The organism is Mesorhizobium sp. AR07 (assembly GCF_024746815.1).
Classification (GTDB): Bacteria; Pseudomonadota; Alphaproteobacteria; order Rhizobiales; family Rhizobiaceae; genus Mesorhizobium.
This window is the reverse complement of the sequence record NZ_CP080525.1, coordinates 1394514-1419062: the sequence shown is the minus strand read 5'-3', so window position 1 is coordinate 1419062 and position 24549 is coordinate 1394514. Positions and strand designations below refer to the sequence as shown.

The 24549-nt window shown below is 62.9% G+C and carries 28 protein-coding genes; 13 read left to right on the top strand and 15 right to left on the bottom strand.

Annotated features, from left to right (window positions below):
• The first annotated feature begins 2 nt into the window (after positions 1–2).
• The 3 genes from BPNPMPFG_RS07370 to BPNPMPFG_RS07360 all read left to right on the top strand — a co-directional run bounded on the left by BPNPMPFG_RS07370 (position 3) and on the right by BPNPMPFG_RS07360 (position 2615).
• The gene (locus tag BPNPMPFG_RS07370; protein ID WP_258594373.1) at positions 3–953 is read left to right on the top strand and encodes an ABC transporter substrate-binding protein; all 951 of its coding nucleotides are present in this window, start codon (positions 3–5) and stop codon (positions 951–953) included.
• Positions 954–1044: 91 nt separating this feature from the next.
• A complete protein-coding gene (locus BPNPMPFG_RS07365) occupies positions 1045–1818 on the top strand; it encodes an ABC transporter permease (protein WP_258594371.1) in 774 nt (257 codons plus the stop codon).
• The gene (locus BPNPMPFG_RS07360) at positions 1815–2615 is read left to right on the top strand and encodes an ABC transporter ATP-binding protein (protein WP_258594370.1); all 801 of its coding nucleotides are present in this window, start codon (positions 1815–1817) and stop codon (positions 2613–2615) included. Before BPNPMPFG_RS07365 ends, BPNPMPFG_RS07360 begins: the two co-directional genes overlap by 4 nt.
• A gap of 18 nt (positions 2616–2633) precedes the next feature.
• Here the strand turns inward: BPNPMPFG_RS07360 and BPNPMPFG_RS07355 are convergent, their stop codons facing one another.
• The 3 genes from BPNPMPFG_RS07355 to BPNPMPFG_RS07345 form a co-directional block, all read right to left on the bottom strand.
• Positions 2634–3572: a GlxA family transcriptional regulator gene (locus BPNPMPFG_RS07355; protein WP_413776900.1), complete on the bottom strand. Its 939-nt coding sequence runs from the start codon at positions 3570–3572 to the stop codon at positions 2634–2636.
• Between the two features lie 345 nt (positions 3573–3917).
• Positions 3918–4052 carry a hypothetical protein gene (locus BPNPMPFG_RS07350; protein WP_013894968.1) on the bottom strand — a complete coding sequence of 45 codons (135 nt, stop codon included), beginning with the start codon at positions 4050–4052 and terminating at the stop codon, positions 3918–3920.
• A gap of 339 nt (positions 4053–4391) precedes the next feature.
• Positions 4392–4577 (bottom strand): hypothetical protein, encoded by a 186-nt coding sequence (locus BPNPMPFG_RS07345; RefSeq protein ID WP_258594368.1) that lies wholly within the window; start codon positions 4575–4577, stop codon positions 4392–4394.
• Between the two features lie 221 nt (positions 4578–4798).
• Between BPNPMPFG_RS07345 and BPNPMPFG_RS07340 the strand changes: the two genes are divergently transcribed.
• A complete protein-coding gene (locus BPNPMPFG_RS07340) occupies positions 4799–5698 on the top strand; it encodes a LysR substrate-binding domain-containing protein (protein WP_258594367.1) in 900 nt (299 codons plus the stop codon).
• Between the two features lie 28 nt (positions 5699–5726).
• Here BPNPMPFG_RS07340 and BPNPMPFG_RS07335 read toward each other — a convergent pair whose 3' ends face one another.
• The 3 genes from BPNPMPFG_RS07335 to BPNPMPFG_RS07325 all read right to left on the bottom strand — a co-directional run bounded on the left by BPNPMPFG_RS07335 (position 5727) and on the right by BPNPMPFG_RS07325 (position 9376).
• Positions 5727–6680 carry an alpha/beta hydrolase gene (locus tag BPNPMPFG_RS07335; RefSeq protein ID WP_258594365.1) on the bottom strand — a complete coding sequence of 318 codons (954 nt, stop codon included), beginning with the start codon at positions 6678–6680 and terminating at the stop codon, positions 5727–5729.
• Positions 6681–6913: 233 nt separating this feature from the next.
• Complete coding sequence (locus tag BPNPMPFG_RS07330; RefSeq protein ID WP_319945978.1) at positions 6914–7093, bottom strand: hypothetical protein; 180 nt, start codon at positions 7091–7093, stop codon at positions 6914–6916.
• 192 nt (positions 7094–7285) lie between these two features.
• Positions 7286–9376, bottom strand: coding sequence for an ASKHA domain-containing protein (locus BPNPMPFG_RS07325; protein ID WP_258594362.1), 2091 nt, complete (start codon positions 9374–9376; stop codon positions 7286–7288).
• 89 nt (positions 9377–9465) lie between these two features.
• Here BPNPMPFG_RS07325 and BPNPMPFG_RS07320 point away from each other — a divergent pair, with 89 nt between their 5' ends.
• The gene (locus tag BPNPMPFG_RS07320; protein WP_258594360.1) at positions 9466–9708 is read left to right on the top strand and encodes a hypothetical protein; all 243 of its coding nucleotides are present in this window, start codon (positions 9466–9468) and stop codon (positions 9706–9708) included.
• 79 nt (positions 9709–9787) lie between these two features.
• On the opposite strand, the gene BPNPMPFG_RS07315 is transcribed toward BPNPMPFG_RS07320, so the two are convergent.
• The 6 genes from BPNPMPFG_RS07315 to BPNPMPFG_RS07290 all read right to left on the bottom strand — a co-directional run bounded on the left by BPNPMPFG_RS07315 (position 9788) and on the right by BPNPMPFG_RS07290 (position 14615).
• A complete protein-coding gene (locus BPNPMPFG_RS07315; RefSeq protein ID WP_258594359.1) occupies positions 9788–10762 on the bottom strand; it encodes a methyltetrahydrofolate cobalamin methyltransferase in 975 nt (324 codons plus the stop codon).
• Positions 10763–10843: 81 nt separating this feature from the next.
• Entirely contained in the window at positions 10844–11935 is a 1092-nt protein-coding gene (locus BPNPMPFG_RS07310; protein ID WP_258594357.1) for a methylenetetrahydrofolate reductase, read from the bottom strand.
• On the bottom strand, positions 11932–12558 hold the full coding sequence (locus BPNPMPFG_RS07305; RefSeq protein WP_258594355.1) for a methylenetetrahydrofolate reductase C-terminal domain-containing protein: 627 nt from the start codon (positions 12556–12558) through the stop codon (positions 11932–11934). Before BPNPMPFG_RS07305 ends, BPNPMPFG_RS07310 begins: the two co-directional genes overlap by 4 nt.
• Positions 12551–12853, bottom strand: coding sequence for a virulence factor (locus BPNPMPFG_RS07300; protein ID WP_091575482.1), 303 nt, complete (start codon positions 12851–12853; stop codon positions 12551–12553). Before BPNPMPFG_RS07300 ends, BPNPMPFG_RS07305 begins: the two co-directional genes overlap by 8 nt.
• Positions 12854–13157: 304 nt before the next feature.
• A complete protein-coding gene (locus tag BPNPMPFG_RS07295) occupies positions 13158–13940 on the bottom strand; it encodes a formyl transferase (RefSeq protein WP_258594354.1) in 783 nt (260 codons plus the stop codon).
• A gap of 99 nt (positions 13941–14039) precedes the next feature.
• The gene (locus BPNPMPFG_RS07290) at positions 14040–14615 is read right to left on the bottom strand and encodes a DUF4893 domain-containing protein (RefSeq protein WP_258594353.1); all 576 of its coding nucleotides are present in this window, start codon (positions 14613–14615) and stop codon (positions 14040–14042) included.
• A gap of 135 nt (positions 14616–14750) precedes the next feature.
• Between BPNPMPFG_RS07290 and BPNPMPFG_RS07285 the strand changes: the two genes are divergently transcribed.
• Positions 14751–15674, top strand: a complete 924-nt coding sequence (locus BPNPMPFG_RS07285; protein ID WP_258594352.1) for an NAD-dependent epimerase/dehydratase family protein — start codon at positions 14751–14753, stop codon at positions 15672–15674.
• Here BPNPMPFG_RS07285 and BPNPMPFG_RS07280 read toward each other — a convergent pair.
• Positions 15671–16303: a DUF1638 domain-containing protein gene (locus BPNPMPFG_RS07280; protein ID WP_258594351.1), complete on the bottom strand. Its 633-nt coding sequence runs from the start codon at positions 16301–16303 to the stop codon at positions 15671–15673. The two genes, BPNPMPFG_RS07285 and BPNPMPFG_RS07280, sit on opposite strands and share 4 nt — an antisense overlap.
• A 64-nt stretch (positions 16304–16367) precedes the next feature.
• Between BPNPMPFG_RS07280 and BPNPMPFG_RS07275 the strand changes: the two genes are divergently transcribed.
• Entirely contained in the window at positions 16368–16523 is a 156-nt protein-coding gene (locus tag BPNPMPFG_RS07275) for an entericidin domain-containing protein (RefSeq protein ID WP_258594350.1), read from the top strand.
• A 79-nt stretch (positions 16524–16602) separates the two neighbouring features.
• On the opposite strand, the gene BPNPMPFG_RS07270 is transcribed toward BPNPMPFG_RS07275, so the two are convergent.
• A complete protein-coding gene (locus BPNPMPFG_RS07270) occupies positions 16603–17301 on the bottom strand; it encodes a corrinoid protein (RefSeq protein WP_258594349.1) in 699 nt (232 codons plus the stop codon).
• Positions 17302–17576: 275 nt separating this feature from the next.
• Here BPNPMPFG_RS07270 and BPNPMPFG_RS07265 point away from each other — a divergent pair, with 275 nt between their 5' ends.
• The 6 genes from BPNPMPFG_RS07265 to BPNPMPFG_RS07240 all read left to right on the top strand — a co-directional run bounded on the left by BPNPMPFG_RS07265 (position 17577) and on the right by BPNPMPFG_RS07240 (position 24115).
• A complete protein-coding gene (locus BPNPMPFG_RS07265) occupies positions 17577–19151 on the top strand; it encodes a trimethylamine methyltransferase family protein (RefSeq protein WP_111547485.1) in 1575 nt (524 codons plus the stop codon).
• 89 nt (positions 19152–19240) lie between these two features.
• The gene (locus BPNPMPFG_RS07260; protein WP_258594345.1) at positions 19241–19936 is read left to right on the top strand and encodes a hypothetical protein; all 696 of its coding nucleotides are present in this window, start codon (positions 19241–19243) and stop codon (positions 19934–19936) included.
• A gap of 74 nt (positions 19937–20010) precedes the next feature.
• A complete protein-coding gene (locus BPNPMPFG_RS07255; RefSeq protein ID WP_258594344.1) occupies positions 20011–20688 on the top strand; it encodes a FadR/GntR family transcriptional regulator in 678 nt (225 codons plus the stop codon).
• The gene (locus tag BPNPMPFG_RS07250; RefSeq protein ID WP_258594342.1) at positions 20685–21989 is read left to right on the top strand and encodes a CynX/NimT family MFS transporter; all 1305 of its coding nucleotides are present in this window, start codon (positions 20685–20687) and stop codon (positions 21987–21989) included. The genes BPNPMPFG_RS07255 and BPNPMPFG_RS07250 overlap by 4 nt, the downstream gene beginning before the upstream one ends.
• Before the next feature lie 106 nt (positions 21990–22095).
• Positions 22096–22833: a dienelactone hydrolase family protein gene (locus BPNPMPFG_RS07245; protein ID WP_258594341.1), complete on the top strand. Its 738-nt coding sequence runs from the start codon at positions 22096–22098 to the stop codon at positions 22831–22833.
• A 103-nt stretch (positions 22834–22936) separates the two neighbouring features.
• Positions 22937–24115, top strand: coding sequence for a BaiN/RdsA family NAD(P)/FAD-dependent oxidoreductase (locus BPNPMPFG_RS07240; RefSeq protein ID WP_258594340.1), 1179 nt, complete (start codon positions 22937–22939; stop codon positions 24113–24115).
• Between the two features lie 11 nt (positions 24116–24126).
• Here BPNPMPFG_RS07240 and BPNPMPFG_RS07235 read toward each other — a convergent pair whose 3' ends face one another.
• Positions 24127–24534: a DUF1801 domain-containing protein gene (locus BPNPMPFG_RS07235; protein ID WP_258594338.1), complete on the bottom strand. Its 408-nt coding sequence runs from the start codon at positions 24532–24534 to the stop codon at positions 24127–24129.
• Between the last annotated feature and the right edge of the window lie 15 nt (positions 24535–24549).

Here is a 24549-nt window from a genome sequence, read left to right as displayed (position 1 = left end):
ACATGACCAGGATCGCCGTTCTTGCCGCAACATTGACACTTGCCACCGGTCTGTCCGCTCCGGTGATGGCCGCGACATCGGTCACCATCGGCATCAGCGGCTGGACCGGCTTCGCGCCGCTGACGCTTGCCAAGCAGGCAGGGATCTTCGAGAAACACGGGCTCGACGTGACTTTGAAGAAAGTGCCGCAAGCGAGCCGGCCACTCGCCATCGCCAGCGGCGACCTGCAATGCGCCGCCACCACGGTCGAGACCTGGCTTGTCTGGAACGCCAGCGGCGTCACCACCAAGCAGATCTTCCAGCTCGACAAATCCTATGGCGCGGACGGCATCGTCGCCCGCAACGACATCAAGACCGTCGCCGATCTCAAGGGCAAGAATGTCGCGTCCTCGGCGCCGGGAACGTCACCCTATTTCATGCTTGCCTGGGTGCTGAACAAGAACGGCATGTCGACCAAGGATGTGACCGTCGTCAATTTGGAGCCGGACGCGGCGGCGCAAGCCTTCCTCGCCGGCCAGAACGACGCCGCCGTCACCTATGAGCCGTTCATCTCGGCGGTACGCGACAAATCCGACCAGGGCCATATCCTTGCAACGACGCTCGACTACCCGATGGTGCTCGATACGGTCGGCTGCACGCCTGAATTCCTCAAGGCCAATCCCGATGCCGCCAAGGCGCTCGCCGACAGCTATTTCGAAGCGCTCGACCTGATCAAGAACGATCCGCAGAAATCATACGAGATCATGGGCGCCGACGTGAAGCAGTCGGCCAAGGAGTTCGAGGGTTCGGCGAAGTATCTGAAATGGGCCGACCGGGCGGAGAACAAGCAGTTCTTCACCAAGGAATTCCAGGACTTTTCCAAGACCGCCGGCGATCTGCTGTTGCAGATGGGGCTGATCAAGGAAGCGCCCGACGTCACCACGCTGGCCGACACCAGCGCGGTGTCGAACTGACAGCCAGGCCTTTGACCCGTCTTGCGGCGGCGCCTGGCGCCGCCGTTTTCTCCTGGACAAGTGACGATTTGAAGATGGGGACGATTTGAAGATGCGCCCCTTGCATCCAGTCTCGCCGGGCATCCGAACCGTGCTCGGCATTTCCTTCTTCGTGCTGTTCGTTGCCTTCTGGGCGTGGATCACGCTTGGCGGTCATGTCAACCGCATCTTCCTCGCCGATCCACTCTCGATGCTGCGGGATGGCTGGCGGCTGCTGGTCGAGGACCGTTTCTGGCTCGACATACTGATCACCATCTGGCGGGTTTTCGGCGGCTTCCTGCTGGCGTCGGTCATCGCGGTGCCGCTCGGCATCGCCATGGGCGCCTGGAAGCCGGTGGAAGCGTTTCTTGAGCCATTCGTCTCCTTCGCTCGTTATCTGCCGGCCTCGGCCTTCATCCCGCTGCTCATCCTGTGGGCCGGCATTGGCGAGCTGGAAAAACTGCTCGTCATCTTCGTCGGTTCGGTGTTCCAGATCATCCTGATCATAGCGGTCAAGGTCGGCTCGACGCGGCGCGACCTGGTCGAGGCTGCCTATACGCTGGGTTCCACCAACAACGGCATCGTCAGGCGGGTGATCATGCCGGCCAATGCGCCCGAGATCGCCGAGACGCTGCGGCTGGTGCTTGGCTGGGCCTGGACCTATGTCATCGTTGCCGAGCTGATCGGCTCGTCCTCCGGCATCGGCTACATGATCATCAACAGCCAGTCGCGGCTTGCGACGGGGCAGATCATCTTCGGCATCATCGTCATCGGGCTGATCGGGCTGTTGTCCGATTTCGCCTTCAAAGCCTTCAATCGCTGGCTCTTTCCATGGAGCCTGGCGTGAGCAAGCTGCTGATCGAGGGCGTCTCGCGCACTTTCGCCGGCGTGCGCGGCGGGCAGCCGGTCAAGGCGCTGATGCCGATCGACCTGGCGGTCGCCGCCAACGACTTCATCACCATCCTCGGCCCGTCCGGCTGCGGAAAGTCGACATTGCTGCGAATTGTCGCCGGCCTCGAAGCGCCGAGCGAAGGACGTGTCCTGCTCGACGGCAAGGCGGTGACCCGGCCGGGACCCGATCGCGGCATGGTCTTCCAGTCCTATACGCTGTTCCCGTGGCTGACGGTGGCGGAGAACATCGCCTTCGGCTTGCGCGAACGCGGCATGGCCGAAAGGGAGCGGGACGGGATCGTCGCTTCCTATGTCGACCTCGTCGGTCTGAAAGGGTTCGAGGACCACTGGCCGAAACAGCTTTCCGGCGGCATGCAGCAGCGTACGGCGATCGCCCGGGCGTTGGCCAACGATCCCGAGATTCTCTTGCTCGATGAGCCGTTCGGCGCGCTCGACAACCAGACGCGTGGGCTGATGCAGGAGCTGCTGCTCGGCATCTGGGAGCGCCGCAAGAAGACCGTGCTGTTCGTCACCCACGACATCGAGGAGGCGATCTTCATGGCCTCGCGCGTGATCGTGATGACGGCGCGGCCCGGCCGCATCAAGTCGGATGTCGCCATCGACCTGCCGCATCCGCGTCACTACACGCTGAAGACCAGCCCGGAATTCTCGGCGCTGAAGGCGCGGCTGACCGAGGACATCCGCGTCGAGGCGATGCGCACGGCGCAAGCGCAGCCGGCCCAGGCTTCTTGACCCGGGAGGCGTACCGGATCAGGCCGCCAGCAACTGCTTGCGGTCGACGCGTTCCTGTTGCGGCGAGCGGGCGTAGAGTTCGCGGTAGCATTTCGAAAAATGCGAGGCCGAAACGAAGCCGCAGGCGACCGCCACCTCGACCACCGGCATCGACGACTGGATCAGCAGATGCCGGGCGCGGTCAAGCCGGATTTCGAGATAGTAGCGGGCAGGGGAGCGTCCCATCTCGGTGCGGAACAGCCGTTCGATCTGGCGGCGCGACAGGTCGACATGGTCGGCAATCTCGATCAGCGACAGCGGCTCGGAAAGATTGGCCTCCATCAGTTCGATGATGGTCAGCACCTTCGAGTTCTGCACGCCGAGGCGGGCGCGCAGCGGCAGGCGCTGGCGGTCGGTCGGGCTGCGCACGCGGTCGGTCAGCACCTGCTCGCAGACGCGGTTGACGAGGTTCTCGTCGAAATCGTCGCCGATCAGCTTCAGCATCATGTCGAGTGCCGCGGTGCCGCCGGCGCAGGTGTAGATGTTCTGGTCGATCTCGAACAGATCGGCAAAGACATTGGCCTTCGGAAACGCCTCGGAAAAGCCCGGCAGGTTCTCCCAGTGGATGGCGCAGCGCTTGTTGGACAGCAGGCCGGCGGCGGCCAGGATATGCGCGCCGGTGCACAGGCCGCCGACGGCGACGCCGCGATTGTACTCCTCGCGCAGCCAGGCAAAGGCCGACTTGTTCTGGTAGCGCTCGACATTGATGCCGCTGCAGACGATGGCCATGTTCGGCCGCTCGGGGCCGGCCATCTTCTTGCGCTCATCCTCCAGCGAGGTGTTGACGGCGCATTCGACGCCGTTCGAGGCACGCACCGGCTTGCCGTCAATGCTGGCGAGACGCCAGCGATAGGCCTCATAACCGAGCATGCGGTTGGCCGAGCGGAGTGGGTCGAGCGCGGTCGCAAAAGCGATCATGGTGAAATCGGGGACAAGGAAGAATACAAACGATCGCTTGATCGGATGCTTTACGGCGTTCAAGGGAACCTCACGCGGCCATGACGCGAACAGGATGTCGCGAATAGCATAGCGACATCAGGAAAAACCATGTCTGTCAATTGGCTACGCTGCCAGGACAACATTAAATTTGCGACATGGGTCGCAAATGGGCAACCCGGCATGCGGCGAGCCCGGGAAGCGGCCCCCAACCGTTCAAAAGACGGGCAATTTGCGCCCTGGGGCAAAACAAAACGCCGCCTCGGCTGGAGCCAGGCGGCGTTGCGGTCTTGAAAGCAGCGGCAGGGAAGCTGCCTTGGAAAAAAATCAGGCGACGAAGCCGAGACGCGCCGCAGCCATCGCGCCGGTCTGGCCGGGCATGGTGTTGGCAAGGCGCTGACGCTCGAGAGCGGTGGTCAGGTTCATTTCGCGGCGGGCGAAGAGGCGGGCAAAAAGCTTCATGATCATCTCCATTCGGTTGCTCAGACGGGTCGCCTTCGCTTGATGGAGTGGGGCAGCTCGTTTGCTGAGGCTGATATAGGCTTGTGTAAGCAGAAACTAAATCGCAAATGCGAAGCGCTTGATATGAAAAGCGACACCGATTGCGACATATTTTGGCAGGTTGCCTGAAATTTACGATTGTTTACAGGGCACTAAGCGGAAAAATGGATCGCTATGCGGCTTGCTCATATGCGCCATGCGCTGGCGGCATGGCTCCAAAACTCATTTGAACACAAATAAAACAGAGAAGGCCCGCCGGGCGGTTGGCGCGGCAGGCCTTCAGCATTTGGCACACACGATCTACTTTGCTCCAGCCCAGGATCCAACGCCATTGCGTACGCCGGTCTTGGTGTCGGCAGCTTCAGGCCAGCCGATATCCTTCTGCAGTTCGATCGGCAGGGAGCGGATGGCGCGTTCGGTCTGGTAGCGGGCGCGGGCCGCGTTGAACTCGGTCGCGATACGACCGATGGACGACAGGATAGACATTTTGTTCTCCTTTGATGCCGACAGGGATGCCAGACGGTGACTGGGTTACGTCGGGTTTGTTTCAGCTTCATTTCATGTCGATTGCAGGTCTGTGTCGTGTCGTTTCATGGCTACTTGTGGCAGCAACCTGCTTCGATGGAGTTGACTATCCTCCCAATCTGATGTTCAATCAAACGAAATGGAATGATGCTTTGTATCAGAAAAATTGAAGGTCACTTCCCATGAACGCCCCGCTCAATCATCCGCTGCCGCTGCTCGATCTCGACGTTTTGCGCACTTTCGTGGCGATTGCCGAGACCGGCAGCTTCACCACCGCCGCCAATGCCGTCTTCCGCACGCCGTCGGCCGTCTCCATGCAGATCAAGAAGCTGGAGGACATTCTTGGCCGCTCGGTGTTCGCGCGCGACGCCCGCTCGGTGTCGCTGACCACGGATGGCGAAATGCTGCTCGGCTATGCTCGCCGGCTGCTGTCGATCAACCGCGAGGTGGTGTCGAAGTTCATCATTCCCGAGATTGTCGGCGTTGTCCGGCTCGGCTCGCCGGACGACTATGGCGAGCGCGTGCTGCCGCATGTGCTGAAGCGTTTCGCGCAATCGCATCCGTCGATCGCCGTCGATGTCACCATCGACCAGAGCAGCAATCTGCGCCGGCGCATGGATGACCGGGCGCTCGACATCACGCTCTTGACCAATTCCTACAAGACCAGTGCGCTGGGCGCCGAGGTGCTGCTGACCGAGCCGATCGTCTGGGCCGGCGCCAAGGGCGGCTGTGCGCATCTGCGCGAACCCTTGCCCGTCTCGCTGTGGGAAGAGGGCTGTGCCTGGCGGGCTGGCGCGCTCGACGCATTAAGCCGCGGAGGCCGCAATTACCGCATTGCCTATATGAGCGCGCACACGGCCGGCCAGCGCGCCGCGATCATGTCCGATCTCGCCGTGGCGCCGCTGCCGAAGTCGTTCCTTGGCAACGACATGGTTGAGCTCTGCTCGAAGGACGGCATGCCCGACATCGGCACCTACAATCTGGCGATGGTGGTGGCGCCGGACGCCAGCGCGCCGGTCAAGGCCGTCGCCGACCATATCCGCGCGACCTTCGAAGTGTTCCGCGAAACCGGCAAGTTCTGATCCGCCGGTAACTTCGGAGCAGAAAGCGCTACTCCGCTGCCTCGGCGGAGGGCGCTTCGAACCTTGGTCTCGTATCTTGCCTGATCGGCGAGTGGCTCTCGCTGAGAAACGCGACGATGTGCTGGCGGGCCCGGCGTGATTCCGGCATGTCGATCAACGGCCAGACGTGGAACATGCCTTCCTCGTAGACGACCTCGATTTCGACGCCAGCCGCGCGCGCTTTTTCGGCGAAGATCAGATTGTCCGGGCTGAGCAGATCGTGCGAGCCGGTCAGAAGCAGCGTCTTCGGCAACACCGAGAGATCGCCATAGAGCGGGCTGATGTGCCAGTCGTTGCGGTCGATGCCGGCACTGTACATGCGGATCGCCTCCAGGCCACCGGGAATGCCGAGCCACGGGTCGTTGCGTTCGGCCTCGAACAGCTTTGGGTTGGACAGCGACATGTCGAGCCCCGGCGAAATCAGCACATGACGCGACGGCAGGGGCAGGGCCTCTTCCGCCGCCATCATGGTCAGCACCACGGCCATGTTGCCGCCGGCGGAATCGCCCATGAAGATGATGTCCTCGGCCTCCGTCTCGTCGAGCATCTGCCGGTAGACGTCGCCGACCATGCCGAACATGGCGTGGAAGTCGTGTTCAGGGGCGATGGGATAGATCGGCACGGTGATGCCGTAGCCCAGCCGGTCGGCCATGTCGGCGATCAGGTGCCAATGATAGGGCGTGATTTCAAAGACATAGGCGCCGCCGTGCAGATACAGGATCCGCTTCCGCTCGCCGGCCTTGGGAGCGATTTCATAAACGGGGAAGCCATCGACCGTATGCATCTCGATGCCGAGACGCTGGCGTAGCGAGGCAGGCGGCTGGTGGGTCTCGGTCTTGCGCGCGGCAGCGATCCACCGCTGCAGGTTTTCCGGGCTGGAAAACGCCTTCTTGCGGCTGTACCGGAGCACAAACGAAACGAAATGGCTTTTGAAACTTGGCATGCGGATACACGAACTTCGGCCAAAGCCGACTAAGAGAACCCCCACTGTCTCCGAACATCGTGCCCTGGTGGAAAATGTCAAGATTTACGCTGTGTCTACACGGCGGTGTGATCCGTGCCGTGGTGGTCAGCGACGCGGCAGAAGTGCGGAGCGCAGCCGGCTGCTGGTAGGCGCCGGAGATGTGCGAGATCCCCGGCGCGTGCCGAGCAGTTTGCACTTGTCGGCGAAATTCATCAGCGCGCGGCGCTCCAGATCGTGCTGATGAGCGCGGCCTTGTCGTTGGATCGCGGCGATATCGGCCAGCCAATGTCCTTCTGGATCTCGGGCGGCAGGTTGTTCAGCAGGCGCCTTGCCTTGCTACGGTCGTGAGCTTGTCTGATGGCCGCGCCATGGCGGCCGAGGCTTTCGAGCATCGACATTGTTGTCTCCCTTGGAGCGTTGCGGGGGCTGAAAGGTATTTTCCGCCTGCCGTTCGATGCCGGTTGAATGCGCCGTCCATGTATCTGGCGGATTTCACGAAAACAGCGTTTCGGTTTCCGGATCGGGCGACCCGGAAACATTTGCATACAAATGAGTTCGGGGAGGGGCGCCCTGGCTGCGGCTGCCTATTCCCGGCCGCGCCGGGCGGCGTGGCCTTCGCGCGAACGCCGGCGTGGGGCGGCGTCGCCGGCGACGCCATCCTCGCTGACCGTCTTGCGCGGCGGCAGTTTCACCGCCGCCGACAGTTTCGGGAACGGATCGACCTTGTTGGGCAGCGCCATGGCGTAGACGAAATGCTCCTGGAACTTCGGTTCGAGCGCCGTCTCGATCTTCTCGATCTTGCTGACCGTGTCCTCGATTTCGCGGCGATAACCGCGGTTGAGCAGCGCCATGCGCGCACCGGCGCCGGCGGCGTTGCCGACGGCCGAGACCTTGTCGAGGTCGCAATCCGGGATCAGGCCCAGCACCATGGCGTATTTCGGATCGATGAACGAGCCGAAGGCGCCGGCGAAGTGGATGCGGTCGACATGGTCGGTGTTCTGCTTTTCCATCAACAGCTTCGTGCCGGCATAGAGTGCCGCCTTGGCGAGCTGGATGGCGCGCACGTCGGTCTGGGTGATGGTGATCTTCGGCCCATCTTCCTTCAATGCGGCGGAGCCTTCCTTCAGCACATAGGAGAAGGTGCGGCCATTGGCGGTGACGCGCGGCGAGCGCGCCGAAAGCCCGCCGTCGATGACGCCGTCCTCGGAGATGATGCCGGCGAGATACATTTCCGCCACCACCTCGATGATGCCCGAACCGCAGATGCCGGTGACGCCGGTTGCCTGCACGCTGTCGAGGAAGCCCGGCTCGTCGGACCACAGTTCCGAGCCGATGACGCGGTACTTTGGTTCCAGCGTGTCGGGATCGATACGCACGCGCTCGATGGCGCCCGGCGCGGCGCGCTGGCCGCCGGAGATTTCCGCGCCCTCGAAGGCGGGGCCGGTCGGAGAAGAGGCAGCCACGACCCGCGCACGATTGCCGAGCACGATCTCGGCATTGGTGCCGACGTCGACGATCAGCATCATCTCGTCCTGGCGATGCGGGCCTTCCGACAGCGTCACAGCCGCCGCATCGGCGCCGACATGGCCGGCGATGCAAGGCAGCATGTACAGCCTGGCGCCCTGGTTGAGCTTCAGGCCGATGTCGGAGGCCTTGATGTGCACGGCGCCCGACACGGCGAGCGCGAAGGGGGCGCCGCCAAGCTCGGTCGGGTCGATGCCGAGGAACAGATGGTGCATGATCGGATTGCCGACGAAGACGGAATCCAGGATGTCGTTGCGCTGGACATTGCCTTCGGCGCAAACCTTGTCGACAAGGCCGGAGATCGCCTCGCGCACGGCGACCGTCATGCCTTCGCGGCCATCGGGGTTCATCATCACATAGGAGACGCGGCTCATCAGATCCTCGCCGAAGCGGATCTGCGGGTTCGATGTGCCCGACGAGGCGGCGACGCGGCCCGACAGCAGCGACACCAGGTGCATGGCGATGGTGGTCGAGCCGATATCGCAGGCCAGCCCATAGGCTTCGTTCTTGAGGCCGGGCCACAGTGCCACGACGCGCGCGGTCTCGGTGTCGGCGTCCTTGTAGATGGCGGCGGTCGCCGTCCAGTTGCCCTTGCGCAAGATGCCTTGCACCTGCGGCAGCAGATAGAAATCGAAATCGAGGTTTTTCAGGCCCCAGTCGTGGATCAGCGCGATCTTCAGCCGGTCGAGATCGCCAAGCGGCTTGTGCATGTCGGGCTCTTCGATCTCGACATAGCACATGCGGATCGCCGCATCGCGGGCGATCACCCTTGTGTCGGCATCCTTGCGGATGGTCTGCGCGTTGATGACCGTATCCTGCGGCACGTCGATGACGAGGTCGCCGAGGATCTGCGCCGAGCAGGAGAGCCGGCGCCGTTCGGGCAGGCCGCGGACGCGCTCATAGCGCTCTTCCTTGGCGCCCTTGGGCGTGATGTGGTCGTTGGAGGAAACGATCTTGTGCTTGGCGAAATTGCCTTCCTGCACTTCGATCTGGCAGCGTCCGCACGTGGCGCGCCCGCCGCAGACGCTCTCGACATAGACGCCGAGCTGGCGCGCGGCATCGAGCACCGGCGTGCCGACCGGAAACCGCCCGCGCTTGCCCGACGGCATGAACAGCACGAGCGGATCGGTGATGTTGGCGGGTGAGTTCATGCTTGCACTAGTCTCGATGACAATTGTCGATGCCGTTTAACGGATCGTTTCACTAATGGGCGGAGTGTCTGATGGTCCAGAGGCCAATCATGACCGATCTCCTCGTGTCCGCCATACTTACTGCTTTCACCATGGTGCGCCTGCTGCGCGGCCCATGGCTGCGCAATCCGCAATATCTGGCGTCCGGCATTGTCGGCGCGATTGTCGGGGCCTTGCTGCTGCACGGGTTCTGGCCGGCCGCCGACGATGACTTCATTGTCGGCGGCCTGACCGGCATTTTCGGGTCGTGGGCGGGAATGGTGCTGTTCGACACCATTTTGGGCATGGCCTGACCGAAACGCACACCGGCCCGACGGCATCATCTGCACGATCGGTTCGGTGAGGTTTGCAGGACATTCCACGATTGCGCGCTTATCCCCGGCCCATGCGGGCTTCGCGGCCGCCACGGCGGCGGCCGCCATTGTTGGCAGCGTCGCCCGGCGCATTGACTTGCGTCGGAGCGGCAACCGCCTGGCCGCCTTCGGCCGGCTTGTAGTCCTTGTAGGTCCTGATCCAGTTGGTGCAGTTCTCGTCGGTGCCGTTGAGCACATTGGCGCCGCGCACGGCTTCCATTTCCTGCGGCCGCACCGGGTTCATGATGGCTGATGTCATGCCGGCGCCGATCACCATCGGGATGAAGGCGGCGTTGATGCCGTGGCGGTGCGGCAGGCCAAACGAGATGTTGGAGAGGCCACAGGTGGTGTTGACCTTGAGCTCTTCACGCAGCCGGCGCAGCAGCGCGAACACCTGGCGGCCGGCATCGCCCAGCGCGCCGATCGGCATCACCAGCGGGTCGACGACGACGTCATGCGCCGGGATGCCGAAATCGGCGCAGCGCTGCACGATCTTTTTGGCGACGGCGAAGCGCACATCCGGATCCATCGAAATACCGGTCTCGTCATTGGAGATGGCGACGACCGGCACGTTGTATTTCTTGACCAGCGGCAGGATGGCTTCGAGTTTTTCTTCCTCGCCGGTGACGGAGTTGACCAGCGGCCGGCCCTTGGCGACCTTCAGCGCTGCCTCGATCGCGGCGGTGACCGAGGAGTCGATCGACAGCGGCAGGTCGACCAGGCCCTGGACGATCTCCAGCGTCTGGACCAGCAGGCCAGGCTCGGTCTCGTTCGGGTTGACCGAGGTGACGCCGGCATTGACGTCGAGCATGGTGGCGCCACAGGCTGCCTGCTCGAGCGCGTCCCTGATGACGGTCTCGAAATTGCCCGCGATCATCTCGGCGGCCAGCTTCTTGCGGCCGGTCGGATTGATGCGTTCGCCAATTACGCAGAACGGCTGGTCGAAGCCAATGATGATTTCTCGTGTCGCCGAGGCGACGATGGTCCGGGTCATGAATTCTCTCCGCCGTGATATAAAGATTTCTTTATATCTTTGTCTGGTTTCGTTCAAGCGAATGGGTGGTCGTCGGCGCCATCAGTGCGCGGTCTTCACCATGTCCACCTGGGTTTCGGTAATGTCGTCGTGCAGTATGTGCTCGAGCCGGTCGGCGACCATCTGGTCGTCGCGGCGGATCTCGCGTTTCCATGGCTGGCGGCCCTTCAGCACGCCCGATTCATCGACGATCTCGGCGACATATTCCTCCTGCCGGTAGGCCATCACATGGACCCCGGAAACGCCTGGTATTTCCTTCACCTCGTTGATGATGTCGATGCAGAGCTGCTTGCCTTCCTTCTTCTGGTCCTGCGCGCCCTCAAGCCGCTTGATGACCGAATCGGGGATGTGGATGCCAGGCACGTTGGAGCGGATCCATTTGGCCGTCTTGGCCGAGGCGAGCGGTCCGACGCCAACCAGGATGAAGCATTGTTCGGTGTAGCCGAGGTCGCGCACCTTCTGCATGTAGGTGCGGAACATCGGCACGTCGAAGCAATACTGGCTCTGCACGAACTGGGCTCCGGAGGCGATCTTCTTGCCCAGGCGATGCGGGCGGAAGTCGATCGGCGGTGCGAATGGGTTGATCGCCGCTCCGAGGAAAAGCTGCGGCGGCGTGGTCAGCTTGCGGCCGGACAGGAATTTGCCGTTGTCGCGCATGATGCGACAGGTTTCCAGGAGCGACATGCAATCGAGATCGAACACCGGTTTGGCGCCGGGCTGATCGCCGGCCTGCACGCCGTCGCCGGTCAGGCACAGCATGTTGGCGACGCCCATTGCCGCGCCGCCCAGCACGTCGCCCTGGATGGCGATGCGGTTCTTGTCGCGGCAGGCGATCTGCATGATCGGCGCATACCCCATGCGGGTCAAAAGGGCGCAGATGCCGACTGACGACATGTGGCAGTTGGCGCCCGATGCGTCGACGGCGTTGATGGCGTCGACCCAGCCGTCAAAGATTTTCGCCCTGTTATAGACGTCCTCCGGATCGGCGCTGTCGGGCGGGTTGAGCTCGGTCGTCACCGCGAATTCACCGCGCCGCAGCACGCGCTCCAGCCGGCCGCGCGAGGTGTGGCCGGGCAGGGGCTCGAGCGGCAGATGGATGCCGGCCGGGTTCTCGTCGCGCTGGCGTCCGATCATGCCGATGCCCCGGTGTTTGCCGCCCCGTTCTTGGCGGCGGCGGCTGCTTCGCGCGCGGCGGCCGCCTGCGCGGTTACCCGCAGCCAGGCTGAGGTTTCGCGCAGCGACTGGTCGACCGGCTTCTGCACGGTCAGGATCCTCTCGCCGTGGACCATGTTCTGCGAGCCTTCCCAGGCCTTGACCCAGACGCAGGGCATATCGGGCTCGACCTCGCAATTGCCGTTGGCGCGTACGCCGCCGCACGGGCCGTTGCGCAGCTGCTTGGGGCAGTTCATCGGGCACGACATGCCGGTCGAGGACAATATGCACTGGCCGCACATGCGGCAGTCGAACATGAAGCCCTTGACGCGCTTCTCGACAAATTTGACTGGCCCTTCGATACGGCCGTAGCCGATGCCCTTCCACAGGGGATGGAGGAGCAGGAACATGTCGGCGAATCGGGCATAAAACCATTCGAGCAGGCGCGAGTGCCTGATCGACCACAGCCTGACCGCGAAGGAACGCTGCACGCGCCGCTGCGGCGACACGTCGGCAGGCTTGTAGTCGGACTTCGGCGCTGCCTTCTTGACCAGAGTGGCCTGGGTAACCGCCGGCCCATCCTTGGCAGGAGTGGTTTCAGACATTTTCTTTGCCGCCCGCCTTGACCAGAGCGACCAGCCGCTCGCGGTCGTATTTCGTGTCGAGATCCTGAAATGCCTTTTCGACCTCGGCTTCGAGGTCGTCGCCGACCGGAACAGGATCGGCCTTGCGCCATTCGGCCAGATAATCGTCGGTGCCGCCGGCGCCGGTGCGCATGGCGCACATGTCGATCGCTTCGGTGAAGCGCAGCGGCAGTTCGCGCTTGGCGTTCTGCCGGCCCTTCTTGACGATGACCTGCGCAGGGATGTCGCGCCAGTAGACGACGATCAGATCGGCCATGAATTCCCACTCCCGTAGAGCGCAGTTCGTCCACTGGACGCACAAGGACGCTCTACCACTTCAATTCCGCTGGATCGTGCTTTCCGAAGATCGATTCCGATTTCCGGGCCGATGCAGTGAAACGAGCATTGCCGGAAGCGCAGTTGGGCTGCTTGTTATGGGACGACGCGCGCGCATTCAAAAGCGACGCATTCGGATGTCGTAAAATGAAAGGTGCGTTTATTCGTTTGCGGCGTCTGCCTGCGCCAGGTTCGACGCGTCGGAAAAGCCGGCGTGGCGCACGCGATTGCGGACGACGAATGCGCTACCAGATGCCGGTTCTCAGGCCTGTCCAGAGGTAGAACCAGATCGTCGGGTGATACCATTGTCGCGAAGGCAGGCCTGGGTCGAAGGTGGCGAGTTTTCCGGCCAGCACGTCGCTGACCGCCTCGACGCAGATGTCGCGCGAGAACGCCGCCTGGCGCAGCGCGTAGCTCGAAATGCTGTCGCCGCGTTTCGGCTGACCGCGCACCTGTTTCAGCACGGCGCCCGTATCGACGCCGGCATCGACCAGATGCACGGTGGTGCCGAAATTCTGCGGATCGCCCGATGTCAGCGCCCAGTAGCCGCCATTCATGCCGCGGTATTTCGGCGTGATGCCGGCGTGGTAGTTGAGCACCGGGCAGGGCATTTTGGCCAACATGTCCTTCGACAACATCCTGCAGCCGGCAAGCAGGACAACGCCGGGCTGGATTTTCTCGATCGCCTTGAGGCACTCCGGCCCGTTGGCGGAAGCAACATGGATGATCGCCTGGTCGTGCCGCGGCTCGGTCTCGAGCTTCTCCTCTTCTATCAGTCGCGCGGCGTGGCCGGCGAGGGACAGCTTGCCAAGCCTGCTCAGCACCATGGTGCCGAGCTGGCCGATGGCCGAGATCCAGCCCTGGCGTCGAGCGCGGCCAAGCAGCAATTGCTTTTTGGATTCAGGCGTTTCGAGTACGACGCTGACAGGGCCGATACGGTCGGTCATCGCATTGACGATCGCCCATACATGCGGGCCCCCTCCGGTGACGATCGCGATCGGTCGCGGACTGGATTCCGACGCTGCCATGGATATTGCCGCCCTCCAAGCCCATTCTCGAGAATGGGCCGGATGCTAGGCCGGGCAGGTTAATTCTTGGTGTGCCCAAAGCCCGCCAATAAGGTCTGGTCAGCGCTTGAATTCGAGGATGTCGAGCTTCGATTCGTAATAGGGTGCCGGAAATTCAATGCGCCATTCGCTGGCGCTGTTGCGGAAGGCGTAGCCGACCTGGTCGGTCCGCGGGCCATTGCCATAGGGTTTTGCCGGGTCGCTGTTGACGTAGGCTGAGCCGAGATAGATCGAGCGTTTCTCGCCATCGTCAAAGAAGCGGCCCTTGGTGCGCTGCGAGCCGCTGGTCTTTTCCAGCCGCCAGCCGGACCCGTCGTCGGTCACCTTGCACTTGAACCAGCCATAGATGACGAGCGGGGACAATCCGCCGGCCTTGATGGTGCGGCACCGCCAGGTGCCGGTCAAATCCTTGTCGGAAAAAGCCACCAGCGGTTTTGCCAGCAAGGCATCGAGCTGTTTGACCTCGGCGGGGTCTCCCGCTTTCGCCTCGGCCAGCGCCGCCTTGCGGGTCTCGCCATATTTGTCGAGCCGTGCCTTGTCGGCTGGGGTGATGAGTTTCTGCACCTCGCCATCGGCAAGCGCGGGAAGGGTGCAGCAGAGAAGACCGGTAGCGGCGAGCAGGGAACGAAGGATCATCATGGGCTTCCGTGTTTGCGACTGGCAGTTGATGACTGGAGCAGCGTGTTGCCCGTCTGGCGCAAGATTTACCAGTTCGCGGCGACCTGTCATCCGTGCTTAACAGCGTCACGGTCAAAAATCATGGTATGGCGAATGCTTATCTTGCTCACGGGATCGTCGGGTTGGCTGGGCAGCGCGCTGGCGTCGCGCCTGCGCAAGCTTGGCCATGAAGTGATCGGGCTCGATCCCGTTCCATCAGCGGAGACGCAGATTGTCGGCTCGATCGCCGATCGCGATCTGGTCATGCAAACGGTCAGCGAGAACCGCATCGAAGCCATCATCCACAGCGGCGCACTGCATAAGCCCAACATAGAGAGCCGCGCCAACAGCGATTTCGTCGCAACCAATGTGCAAGGCACGCTCAATCTGCTCGATGCAGCGGTGGCGTGCGGCGTGGCTCGCTTCGTCTTCACCTCGACGACCTCGCTGATGATTTCGCAAGCGATACGCGACGGGTTCACAGGTGGCGCGCGCAAGGCGGCGTGGCTGACGGAGGCGATGTCGCCCGAGCCGCGCAACATTTATGGCGTCACCAAGCTTTCGGCCGAACATCTCTGCCGCCTCTACCACATCCAGCACGGGCTGCCGGTGGTGGTGCTGCGCACGGCCCGCTTCTTTCCGGAAGCCGACGACATGGCGCATGCCATCGAGCAGTCGGATGCCAACACCAAGGCCAATGAACTTCTGTTTCGCCGGTTGACGGTGGAGGACGCGGCCGATGCTCACATTCTTGCCCTCGAAAAGGCGCCGCAGCTGGGTTTCGACATTTTCATCATCTCGGCGCCGACACCATTCCTGCCCGACGATTGCGCGGCTTTGATCGCCGCCGCCCCGCCGGTCGTCGCACGCTATTTTCCGGAGTTTCCGACGCTTTACGCGCGAAAGGGCTGGACGATGTTTTCTTCCATCGACCGCGTCTATGACGCCTCGCGGGCAAGAGACAGGCTGGGTTTCGTCTGCAAGACGAGCTTTGCCGATGTGCTTGCGGAACTGCGCGCGGAAGAGGGGGCTGCCTAGCGGGCGTGTGCCGCAGCCTGCGCCATTCCCGCTGTCAGGTCGCCATACCCTGTCGCACGGCGTTCATAGGCGAGACCGAGCATTTTTGCGGCTTTTTCGGCGACCTTGTCGAGTTCCGGATCGTTGGTCTGGGCAAGATAGATCAGCTTCTCGTAATTGCCGAAATAGTCCTTGATCAGCTCAGGGTGCCTGTCGAGGCCGAGCGGCTTCATGAAGAAGGCGTCGAATTGGCGGCACAGGAAGTCGGTCATGTAGAACGACATCATGTCGTCGTCGGCGATTTTCGCATAGGCCTGCATGCCTTGGTAGAAGGCGAAGCAATGCGGGCCGGCCATGCGCTCGACGCCGTGCTTCTCGCAGATCCGGTCGAGTAGGCCACCGGTGCCGCAATCGGCATAGCCAACGAAGATGTTGATGTAGCCCTCCGCCTTGGCCTGTTCGATGGCCTTGTCCATGGCCGGCGCGATGCGGTCCGGATAGAAATGAAATTCGGCCGGCAAGCAGGTCAATTCCAGATGATCGAGCCCGAGCTGTTCCTTGACGGCCAACACCTCGCGCGCAATCATTCCGCAGGCGATGACGAGCAGCCTGTCCGCTTCGGTCGGTTTCCTTTTTTGTATCTTGGCCATGGAACCAGCTGAGCCGGCTTTCGTTGCTGTGGGGCGAATCTATCGAGAGAGGGATAAACCGTCCATGAAAACATCCACATATGCAGTCGTTGCGCTGATCGCCAGTGCTCTGCTGGTTTCGGCATGCGCAAACACCATTCGCGGCGTTGGCAAGGATGCCGCCGGCACGGTCCACGCCACAAAGAATGCTGGCAAGAGAGTTGCCAACGCTGCCCAATAAGGCAACTCAGCCATCGGGCGGGGTAGATGCGCCGTCCCGCGCCAAGTGAAACGGCCGCGTCATTGCGGCCTTTTCGTTTTCAGGCGGAAGCGCGGACGTTGTGCTTGCGCTTCATGAAGTCCTTGGCGGTCTCGACCGCTACCGCCGCGTCGCGGCAATAGGCGTCGGCGCCGACGGCCTTGCCGAATTCCTCGTTCAGCGGCGCACCGCCTACCAGCACGACATAGTCGTCGCGGATGCCCTTTTCCTTCATCGTGTCGATGACGACCTTCATGTATGGCATGGTCGTGGTCAGCAGCGCCGACATGCCGATGATGTCGGGCTGATGCTGCTCGATCGCATCGAGGTATTTTTCGACCGCATTGTTGATGCCGAGGTCGATGACGTCGAAGCCAGCACCCTCCATCATCATGCCGACGAGGTTCTTGCCGATGTCGTGGATGTCGCCCTTGACGGTGCCGATCACCATCTTGCCTTGCTTCGGCGCGCCGGTGGCGGCAAGCAGCGGACGCAGGATGAACATGCCGGCCTTCATCGCATTGGCCGACAACAGCACTTCAGGCACGAACAGGATGCCGTCGCGAAAATCCTCGCCGACGATGCGCATGCCTTCGACCAGCGCTTCGGTCAGCACCTTGTAGGGGATCCAGCCGCGCTCGAGCAGGATGTTGGTGCCTTCCTCGATCTCTTCCTTCAGCCCGTCATAGAGATCGTCGTGCATCTGCTGCACCAACTCGTCGTCGGAAAGTTCGGAAAGGATGATCTCGTCGTCGGCCATTTGTATCGAGCTCCTGCCGGCATCGCGACTGCGTCGCAAGGCACACAATATTCGCGTTCATACCTAACCCGCTGGGGGCATGTATCCATAGCTGATTTGCGACTTCCCGCAAAAGGAAAGCGACCGTAACTCTCTTGGAATTCTTGTCGATTTTGCGACAGACGTTGGCGCTGGCGGGCCGTTTCGAATAGGGTGCATGGCTACGATCTGGCAAGAAGCGGCGAGAGGCAGCCGCTATGGATTCCGGACAAGAACAAAATCAGGGAAGAGCGATCATGAGCGAACACGCGGCAGTCGATCAGGAAGCGTCAAACGCGCGACGCGGGCGCGGCGCCAGCGGCGGGGCGGCTGCCCGGCGTGCGGCACGTTCGGGCGGCGGCCCCGGCACCCAGCTCACCTATATCAAGCGCAAGATCAATGTCTATGAAGTGCTGGACGAGGAAGGCCTGGCGCTGATCGAGAAGAACACCGACACGGTGCTCGAGGAGATCGGCATCATCTTCCGCGACGACGCGGAAGCGCTGCAGCTGTGGAAAGAGGCCGGTGCCGACGTCAAGGGCGAGCGCGTGCACTTTCCGAAGGGCCTGTGCCGCTCCCTGCTGAAGACCGCGCCGTCCGTCTACACCCAGCACGCCCGCAATTCCGAGCGCTCCGTGCAGATCGGCGGCAACGCCACTGTGTTCGCGCCGGTCTACGGCCCGCCCTTCGTGCGCGATCTCGACGGCGTCAGACGTTATGCGACGATCGAGGATTTCCAGAATTTCGTGAAGCTCGCCTATATGGCGCCGTCGATCCACCATTCGGGCGGCACGGTGTGCGAGCCGGTCGACGTGCCGGTCAACAAACGCCATCTCGACATGATCTACAGCCACATCAAATATTCCGACAAGCCGTTCATGGGCTCGGTCACCGCGCCGGAGCGCGCCGAGGATACTGTCGCCATGGCCAAGATCGTGTTCGGCGACGACTTCGTCGAGAACAACACGGTGCTCACCAGCCTGATCAACGCCAATTCGCCGATGGTGTTCGACGAGACCATGCTCGGTGCGCTGAAAGTCTATTCGCGCCACAACCAGGCCTGCATCGTCACGCCGTTCATCCTCGCCGGCGCGATGAGCCCGGTAACGGTCGCCGGCACGCTGACGCAGGTTCTGGCCGAAGTGCTGGCCGGCGCGTCGTTCACGCAGCTGATCCGGCCGGGCGCGCCGGTGCTGTTCGGCACCTTTGCCTCGTCGATCTCTATGCAGTCGGGCGCACCGACCTTCGGCACGCCGGAGCCGTCGCTGGTGTCCTATGGCGCGGCGCAGCTTGCCCGCCGTCTCGGCCTGCCGTTCCGCACCGGCGGCTCGCTCTGCGCGTCCAAGGTTCCTGATGCCCAGGCGGCCTATGAGAGCGCCAACACGTTGAATTCGACCATCCTGGCCGGCACCAACTTCGTGCTGCATTCGGCCGGCTGGCTCGAGGGCGGGCTCGCCTCCTGCTACGAAAAATTCATGATGGACATCGACCAGCTCGGCATGACGCAGAAATTTTCCGAAGGCGTCGACCTGTCGGAAAACGGCCAGGCGATGGACGCCATTCGCCAGGTCGGCCCCGGCAGCCACTATCTCGGCTGCGACCACACGCAGGCCAATTTCCAGACCGCCTTCTACCGCTCCAACATCGCCGACAACAATTCCTACGAACAGTGGCTGGCCGAGGGCGAGAAGACCGCGCCGCAGCGCGCCAACGAACTCGCCCGCCGCTGGCTGGAAAGCTATGAGGCGCCGTATCTCGATCCGAGCATCGACGAAGCGTTGAAGGATTTCATCGCCAAGAAGAAGGGATCGATGCCCGACGCCTTCACTTGAAAGGAGCCCGAATCAGGCGGGGCTAAAGTCGCCAACATCATCCACAAGGAAGTCTGGCGGAGCGCGTTCTCCGATCCGGTCAAGAAGGAATGATTGCGCCTGCTGGCAGCGTTGACAGCATTGCTGCGGCGCTTCTCGCCAACGGCCTCATCCTTCGTGGCGGTTTCAATTTCATGGCAAGCGATGCGCCGCCACCCGGCCAGTCAGGCGCTTCCGCCAAGGCCGTCCTGCTGGTGGGGCAGGCAGGTGCCGCGCCCTGGCCGCATTTTCTGCATTGGCGGGAAAAGCAGTCGAGAACCATCGCCAATCCGCTCGACACCTGGTCGCGCGAAGTGATCGGAGCGGTGGCGCAGACATTTTCGGCTCGGGCCGTTTCGCCCTCCGACAAGCCCTATCTGCCGTTCCAGCAATGGGCGATGCGGGCAGAAGGGCTCAAGCCGTCGCCGCTCGGCATCCTCATGCATCCGCACTATGGGCTGTGGCACGCCTATCGCGGTGCGCTGCTGTTCGAGGACGCGCTTCCGGTGCAAGCCGCAGAGACGGCGCCCCACCTTTGCGATGCCTGTTTGGAAAAACCCTGCCTGAAATCCTGCCCGGCCGACGCCTACTCCGGGCAAGGTTTCGCCTACCAGTCGTGCCTGGCGCATGTGCGGGGAGCGGATGGCGAACCGTGCCGCAGCGGCGGCTGCCTCGACCGCAACGCCTGTCCCTATGGCATCGCCTATCGCTATCCCCCGGAGGTCCAGGCGTTTCATATGGCAAGCTTTGCGCAGGTCACTGGTTGATTGAAATGCACCCTTGACGGCTGACAGGGGTCGGCCTATTCATCAAGTCATCAGATGACTTGATGAATAGGCCGATGCAACCTGCTATCAGAACCAATCTTACCGACAGCGCGGCCGAAAGCCTGCGCGCTGAGATCGTCAGTGGCCGCTGGAGCGTTGGTGAGCGCATCCCCAATGAGGCGGCCTTGACCGACCTTTTGTCGGTCAGCCGCGGCACGGTGCGTGAAGCGGTGCGGGTGCTGGTCTCGCAGGGATTGCTCGATACGCGCCAGGGCTCGGGCACGTATGTGCGCTCCACCGTCGATGCCTCCGCCGCGCTCGACCGTGTGAAGCGCGCCGGCCTGCGCGATCAATGGGAGGCGAGGGCAGCATTGGACCTGGAGGCCGCACGGCTCGCCGCCTTGCGTCATACGCCGGCTGACCTCGACGAGATGCGGCGACTGCTTGCCGCGCGCGGCACGGTCGCGGACGGCGGAAGCGAAGCCTTCATCCGGCGCGACCTCGCCTTCCACAAGTCGGTCGTCGCGGCGTCTGGCAACAGGGCGATGATGGAGCTCTACGACTTCTTCACCGCTGCTATCACCGAAACCATACACGCGACCCTCGACGGCAATCTGCCCGAACCGGATCAGCAGGCGCACGCGGAAATCGTCGACGCCATCGCCGCAAGCGATCCCGACCGCGCGGTTGCCGCCGTCCGCGCCTTCATGGCACCGGTGCTTGCCCAGCTTGAAAGACTGCTTTCCCAATGAACCAGAGTTTTCGTCAGCCTGACCCCAAGGCGCAGTCCGGGGCCATCAAGGGCTTGGAGCTCATCGATGCGGAAGCCGACAGTCTCCCTGTGCCGCGGCCGCCTGAACTGCGCAGCCGTACCGCGCGCATCGTGCTTGGCGCGAGCCTTGTGTTGATCGCCTTCAGCTTGCGGCCGCTGTTTTCCAGCCTGTCGGTGCTGCTGCCCGAGGTGATGCAGGCAACCGGGCTTTCGACGACGGGGGCCAGCCTGCTAACCACGCTGCCCGTCCTGTGTCTGGGCCTGTTTGCGCCCTTTGCACCAGGGCTTGCCCAGCGCTTTGGAGCCGAGCGCACTTTGCTCGGCGCACTCGCCTTGCTGGTGTTGGGAACGGGACTGCGCGGGTTCGAATCGGTTCCCTTGCTGTTTGTCGCCACCTTCCTTGCCGGTGGCGCCATTGCCATCGGCAACGTGCTGCTGCCGGGCCTGGTGAAGCGCGATTTCGCCGACAGGGCCGCCCTCATGACCGGGCTCTACACCATGGCGCTCTGCGCCGGTTCGGCCGCCGCCGCCGGCCTCACACTGCCGATCGAGCACCTAGTCACGGGTTCATGGTCAGGGGCGCTCGCTGCGTGGGCGGTGCCGACGCTGGTCGTGCTGTTGATCTGGATCCCGCAGGCGCTTGCCAGCCGGCGGCAGGTCAGCCATCGCGGCTTTCGCGTTGTCGGCCTCTGGCGCGATCGCCTGGCCTGGCAGGTGACGCTGTTCATGGGGCTGCAGTCGGCACTCGCCTACTGCATCTTCGGCTGGCTGGCGCCGATCCTGCGCGAGCGCGGCTTCGATGCGGCCACCGCCGGCGCCATGGTTTCGGTTTCGGTGATGGCCCAGGTCATCACGTGCCTCGCAGTGCCGTCCTTTGCGATGCGGCTCAAGGACCAGCGCGGCATCAATGTGGCGCTCGTCGCGGCCGCGGTGATTGCGCTGCTCGGCATTCTTTTCGCTCCGCCCTCGACCGTGCTTTTCTGGGCGGTCCTGCAAGGCATCGGGCAGGGCGGCCTGATCGCGGCTGCCATGACCTTGATCGTGCTGCGTTCGCCGGATTCGCATGTCGCGGCCCATCTTTCAGGCATGACGCAAGGCGTGGGCTACGTGCTTGCGGCATTCGGCCCGCTGCTGGTGGGCCTGATCCGTGGCTGGACCGGCAGTTTTTCGGCATCGGCCTTCCTGTTTGTCGCGCTCGGGCTTGGCGTAGCCATCATGGGGCTCGGCGCCGGGCGCGCGCTGCATGTGGGCGCACGAACCGTGCGCGCCGACGACAGATAGCGCCTCACGCAAGCCTGCACGAAATGTTGACTGTCGAGCTCAGGGAACGGCTTGCCGTATCGGCTTGGCCGGATATGTATCGCACGACAAATGAACGGAGCGGGCGATGACGAAACAGGACCTTCAGATCAAGACTGGGGATGGCGTTGCCAAAGCAGGGCTTTTCCGCTCCGCAAACGCTTCCTCGGCCAAGGCCGGCGTCATCCTCCATATGGACGCCTTCGGGCCGCGCGCTGCGCTCGACGGCATGGCGGAACGGTTGGCGGGCGAAGGCTACGCGGTGCTGGTGCCGGACCTGTTCTATCGCAATGCGCCCTATGGGCCATTTGACGCCAAGACCGCATTCAGCGAGGAAAAGACCAAGACGGCGCTGATGGCGCTGGTCACCGGCACCACGCAGGACATGACCATCAGCGACAGTGGCGCGTTCCTCGATGCGCTGGCGGCTGAAGGCGTCACCGGGCCGGTCGGTACGGTCGGCTATTGCATGGGCGGCGCACGGGCATTGAATGCCGCTGCAACCTATCCCGAGCGGATAAAAGCAGCCGCCAGTTTCCATGGCGGCAATCTGGCCAGCGACGCCGCTGACAGCCCGCATCGCAAGGCAGCCTCGTTCAGGGCGCGTGTCTATGTCGGCACGTCCGGTGTCGACAGAAGTTTCCCACCGGAGCAGTCGGCGCGGCTTGCCGAGGCGCTGCGGGTTGCGGAAGTCGACCATGTCATCGAGAACTATGTCGGCATGGCGCATGGCTGGTGCGTGCCCGACCACAGTGTTTTCGATGCCGCAGGCGCCGAGCGCCACTGGAAGCGGTTGACGACGTTCTTCGCCGAAACGCTGATCTAAACCTCGATCAAGGCGTTGCCTGCGGGCGTACCGAACGGGTAGAGACTGCACGAATGGCGCGGCCTTATAAGATAGCGCCGGTCGAGCGGGAACGATTGGCCTGATGCAATCCTATGATGTCGTGATCATCGGCGCGGGTGCCGCCGGAATGATGTGCGCCGTGGAGGCGGCCAAGCGCGGCCGCTCGGTGCTGATCCTCGATCATGCGGCAATGCCCGGCGAAAAGATCCGCATCTCCGGTGGGGGCCGGTGCAACTTCACCAATATTCACGCAAGCCCGAAGAACTTTCTCTCCGGCAATCCGCATTTTTGCATCTCGGCGCTTAGCCGCTATACGCAGCGAGACTTCATTTCGCTCGTCGAGCGCCACCGCATCGCCTATCACGAGAAGACGCTGGGGCAGTTGTTCTGCGACGGCTCCGCGCGCCAGATCATCGACATGCTGGTCGGGGATATGCAGGGCAGGGGCGTGGAACTGGTACTGTCGGTCGAGGTCGGTGATGTCCGCAAAACCGTGGAGGGTTTTGTGCTCACCCTCTCCACCGGCACGGTCACTTGCCAGTCCCTGGTCGTGGCGTGTGGCGGCAAGTCGATCCCCAAGATGGGGGCGACCGGCTTCGGCTATGAGCTTGCTGAACGGTTTGGCCTTGCCGTCGTCGAAACGCGGCCGGCGCTGGTGCCACTGACCTTCGACGCAAAGACGCTCGAGCGGTTGGCGCCGCTCGCCGGCAATGCCGTCGACGCGGAAGTCGCCTGCGGCAAGACACGGTTTTCCGAAGCGATGCTGTTCACGCATCGCGGCGTCAGCGGACCGTCCATCCTGCAGATATCGTCCTATTGGCGCGAGGGCGACGAAATCCGTATCGCCATGCTGCCGGGGGTCGATGTGGCGGACCTCATTCGTAGCGCCAAGCATGGCAATGGCCGGCAAGCGGTGCAGACGGTGCTGGCAAATCACCTGCCGAAACGCCTTGCACAGTCGATCGCCGAGCGCACCGGGATCGACGGCAACCTTGCCGATCTTTCGGATGCCCAGATCAAAATTGTCGCCGCCGCGGTCAATAACTGGCGCATCAAGCCGGCCGGTTCGGAGGGCTATCGCACCGCCGAAGTGACGCTTGGCGGCGTGGACACCAACGGACTGGACCAGAAGACGATGCAGGCGAAATCCGTTCCGGGCCTGTTTTTCATCGGTGAGGTCGTCGACGTCACGGGTTGGCTGGGTGGCTATAATTTCCAGTGGGCGTGGTCGTCCGGCTGGGTCGCTGGGCAAGCGGCTTAGGGCCGATGATACTATTTTTGCAACTTCGCCCGAGCACCCGAAGGCGCTTTCTTCTTCTTTTTGGCCTGGTTGTAATCGATGGCGGCACGGACGAGGTCCTTCAGGGCACGCTCGTCGAGCTCGTCGCCCTCGAAAAGATCGATCGCGCGCCACACCTTGCCGCCAAAACCGTTGTTGAAGAGCTTGTCGGGATCCGGCAGGCTGGCGCCGTGTGAAAAGGTAAGCTTCACCTTGTCCTTGTGGGCGTTGCCGATGGCGATCATCCCGTCGCGGGACCACACCGGGCTGCCCATCCACTTCCATTCCTCGATGATCTCGCCATCGGCTTCAAGAATGGTCTTGCGGACGCCGGCGAGCGTTTCGCCACGCCAATCCGTGAGGCCTGCGATCAGCTGGTCGATCTGTTGCGATGCGGTCATTGGATACCTTCCTGT

Bases quoted from the DNA above. Each gene is read 5' to 3' on its own strand.
- BPNPMPFG_RS07325 (WP_258594362.1), bottom strand. From the start codon at position 9,376: ATGAACTCACCCGCCAACATCACCGATCCGCTCGTGCTGTTCATGCCG.
- BPNPMPFG_RS07275 (WP_258594350.1), top strand. From the start codon at position 16,368: ATGAAAACATCCACATATGCAGTCGTTGCGCTGATCGCCAGTGCTCTG.
- BPNPMPFG_RS07235 (WP_258594338.1), bottom strand. From the start codon at position 24,534: ATGACCGCATCGCAACAGATCGACCAGCTGATCGCAGGCCTCACGGAT.
- BPNPMPFG_RS07245 (WP_258594341.1), top strand. From the start codon at position 22,096: ATGACGAAACAGGACCTTCAGATCAAGACTGGGGATGGCGTTGCCAAA.
- BPNPMPFG_RS07300 (WP_091575482.1), bottom strand. From the start codon at position 12,853: ATGGCCGATCTGATCGTCGTCTACTGGCGCGACATCCCTGCGCAGGTC.
- BPNPMPFG_RS07265 (WP_111547485.1), top strand. From the start codon at position 17,577: ATGAGCGAACACGCGGCAGTCGATCAGGAAGCGTCAAACGCGCGACGC.
- BPNPMPFG_RS07330 (WP_319945978.1), bottom strand. From the start codon at position 7,093: ATGCTCGAAAGCCTCGGCCGCCATGGCGCGGCCATCAGACAAGCTCAC.
- BPNPMPFG_RS07370 (WP_258594373.1), top strand. From the start codon at position 3: ATGACCAGGATCGCCGTTCTTGCCGCAACATTGACACTTGCCACCGGT.
- BPNPMPFG_RS07340 (WP_258594367.1), top strand. From the start codon at position 4,799: ATGAACGCCCCGCTCAATCATCCGCTGCCGCTGCTCGATCTCGACGTT.
- BPNPMPFG_RS07305 (WP_258594355.1), bottom strand. From the start codon at position 12,558: ATGTCTGAAACCACTCCTGCCAAGGATGGGCCGGCGGTTACCCAGGCC.
- BPNPMPFG_RS07240 (WP_258594340.1), top strand. From the start codon at position 22,937: ATGCAATCCTATGATGTCGTGATCATCGGCGCGGGTGCCGCCGGAATG.
- BPNPMPFG_RS07280 (WP_258594351.1), bottom strand. From the start codon at position 16,303: ATGGCCAAGATACAAAAAAGGAAACCGACCGAAGCGGACAGGCTGCTC.
- BPNPMPFG_RS07335 (WP_258594365.1), bottom strand. From the start codon at position 6,680: ATGCCAAGTTTCAAAAGCCATTTCGTTTCGTTTGTGCTCCGGTACAGC.
- BPNPMPFG_RS07315 (WP_258594359.1), bottom strand. From the start codon at position 10,762: ATGACCCGGACCATCGTCGCCTCGGCGACACGAGAAATCATCATTGGC.
- BPNPMPFG_RS07345 (WP_258594368.1), bottom strand. From the start codon at position 4,577: ATGTCTATCCTGTCGTCCATCGGTCGTATCGCGACCGAGTTCAACGCG.
- BPNPMPFG_RS07295 (WP_258594354.1), bottom strand. From the start codon at position 13,940: ATGGCAGCGTCGGAATCCAGTCCGCGACCGATCGCGATCGTCACCGGA.
- BPNPMPFG_RS07255 (WP_258594344.1), top strand. From the start codon at position 20,011: ATGCAACCTGCTATCAGAACCAATCTTACCGACAGCGCGGCCGAAAGC.
- BPNPMPFG_RS07310 (WP_258594357.1), bottom strand. From the start codon at position 11,935: ATGATCGGACGCCAGCGCGACGAGAACCCGGCCGGCATCCATCTGCCG.
- BPNPMPFG_RS07320 (WP_258594360.1), top strand. From the start codon at position 9,466: ATGACCGATCTCCTCGTGTCCGCCATACTTACTGCTTTCACCATGGTG.
- BPNPMPFG_RS07350 (WP_013894968.1), bottom strand. From the start codon at position 4,052: ATGAAGCTTTTTGCCCGCCTCTTCGCCCGCCGCGAAATGAACCTGACC.
- BPNPMPFG_RS07290 (WP_258594353.1), bottom strand. From the start codon at position 14,615: ATGATCCTTCGTTCCCTGCTCGCCGCTACCGGTCTTCTCTGCTGCACC.
- BPNPMPFG_RS07285 (WP_258594352.1), top strand. From the start codon at position 14,751: ATGCTTATCTTGCTCACGGGATCGTCGGGTTGGCTGGGCAGCGCGCTG.
- BPNPMPFG_RS07250 (WP_258594342.1), top strand. From the start codon at position 20,685: ATGAACCAGAGTTTTCGTCAGCCTGACCCCAAGGCGCAGTCCGGGGCC.
- BPNPMPFG_RS07270 (WP_258594349.1), bottom strand. From the start codon at position 17,301: ATGGCCGACGACGAGATCATCCTTTCCGAACTTTCCGACGACGAGTTG.
- BPNPMPFG_RS07365 (WP_258594371.1), top strand. From the start codon at position 1,045: ATGCGCCCCTTGCATCCAGTCTCGCCGGGCATCCGAACCGTGCTCGGC.
- BPNPMPFG_RS07355 (WP_413776900.1), bottom strand. From the start codon at position 3,572: ATGATCGCTTTTGCGACCGCGCTCGACCCACTCCGCTCGGCCAACCGC.
- BPNPMPFG_RS07260 (WP_258594345.1), top strand. From the start codon at position 19,241: ATGATTGCGCCTGCTGGCAGCGTTGACAGCATTGCTGCGGCGCTTCTC.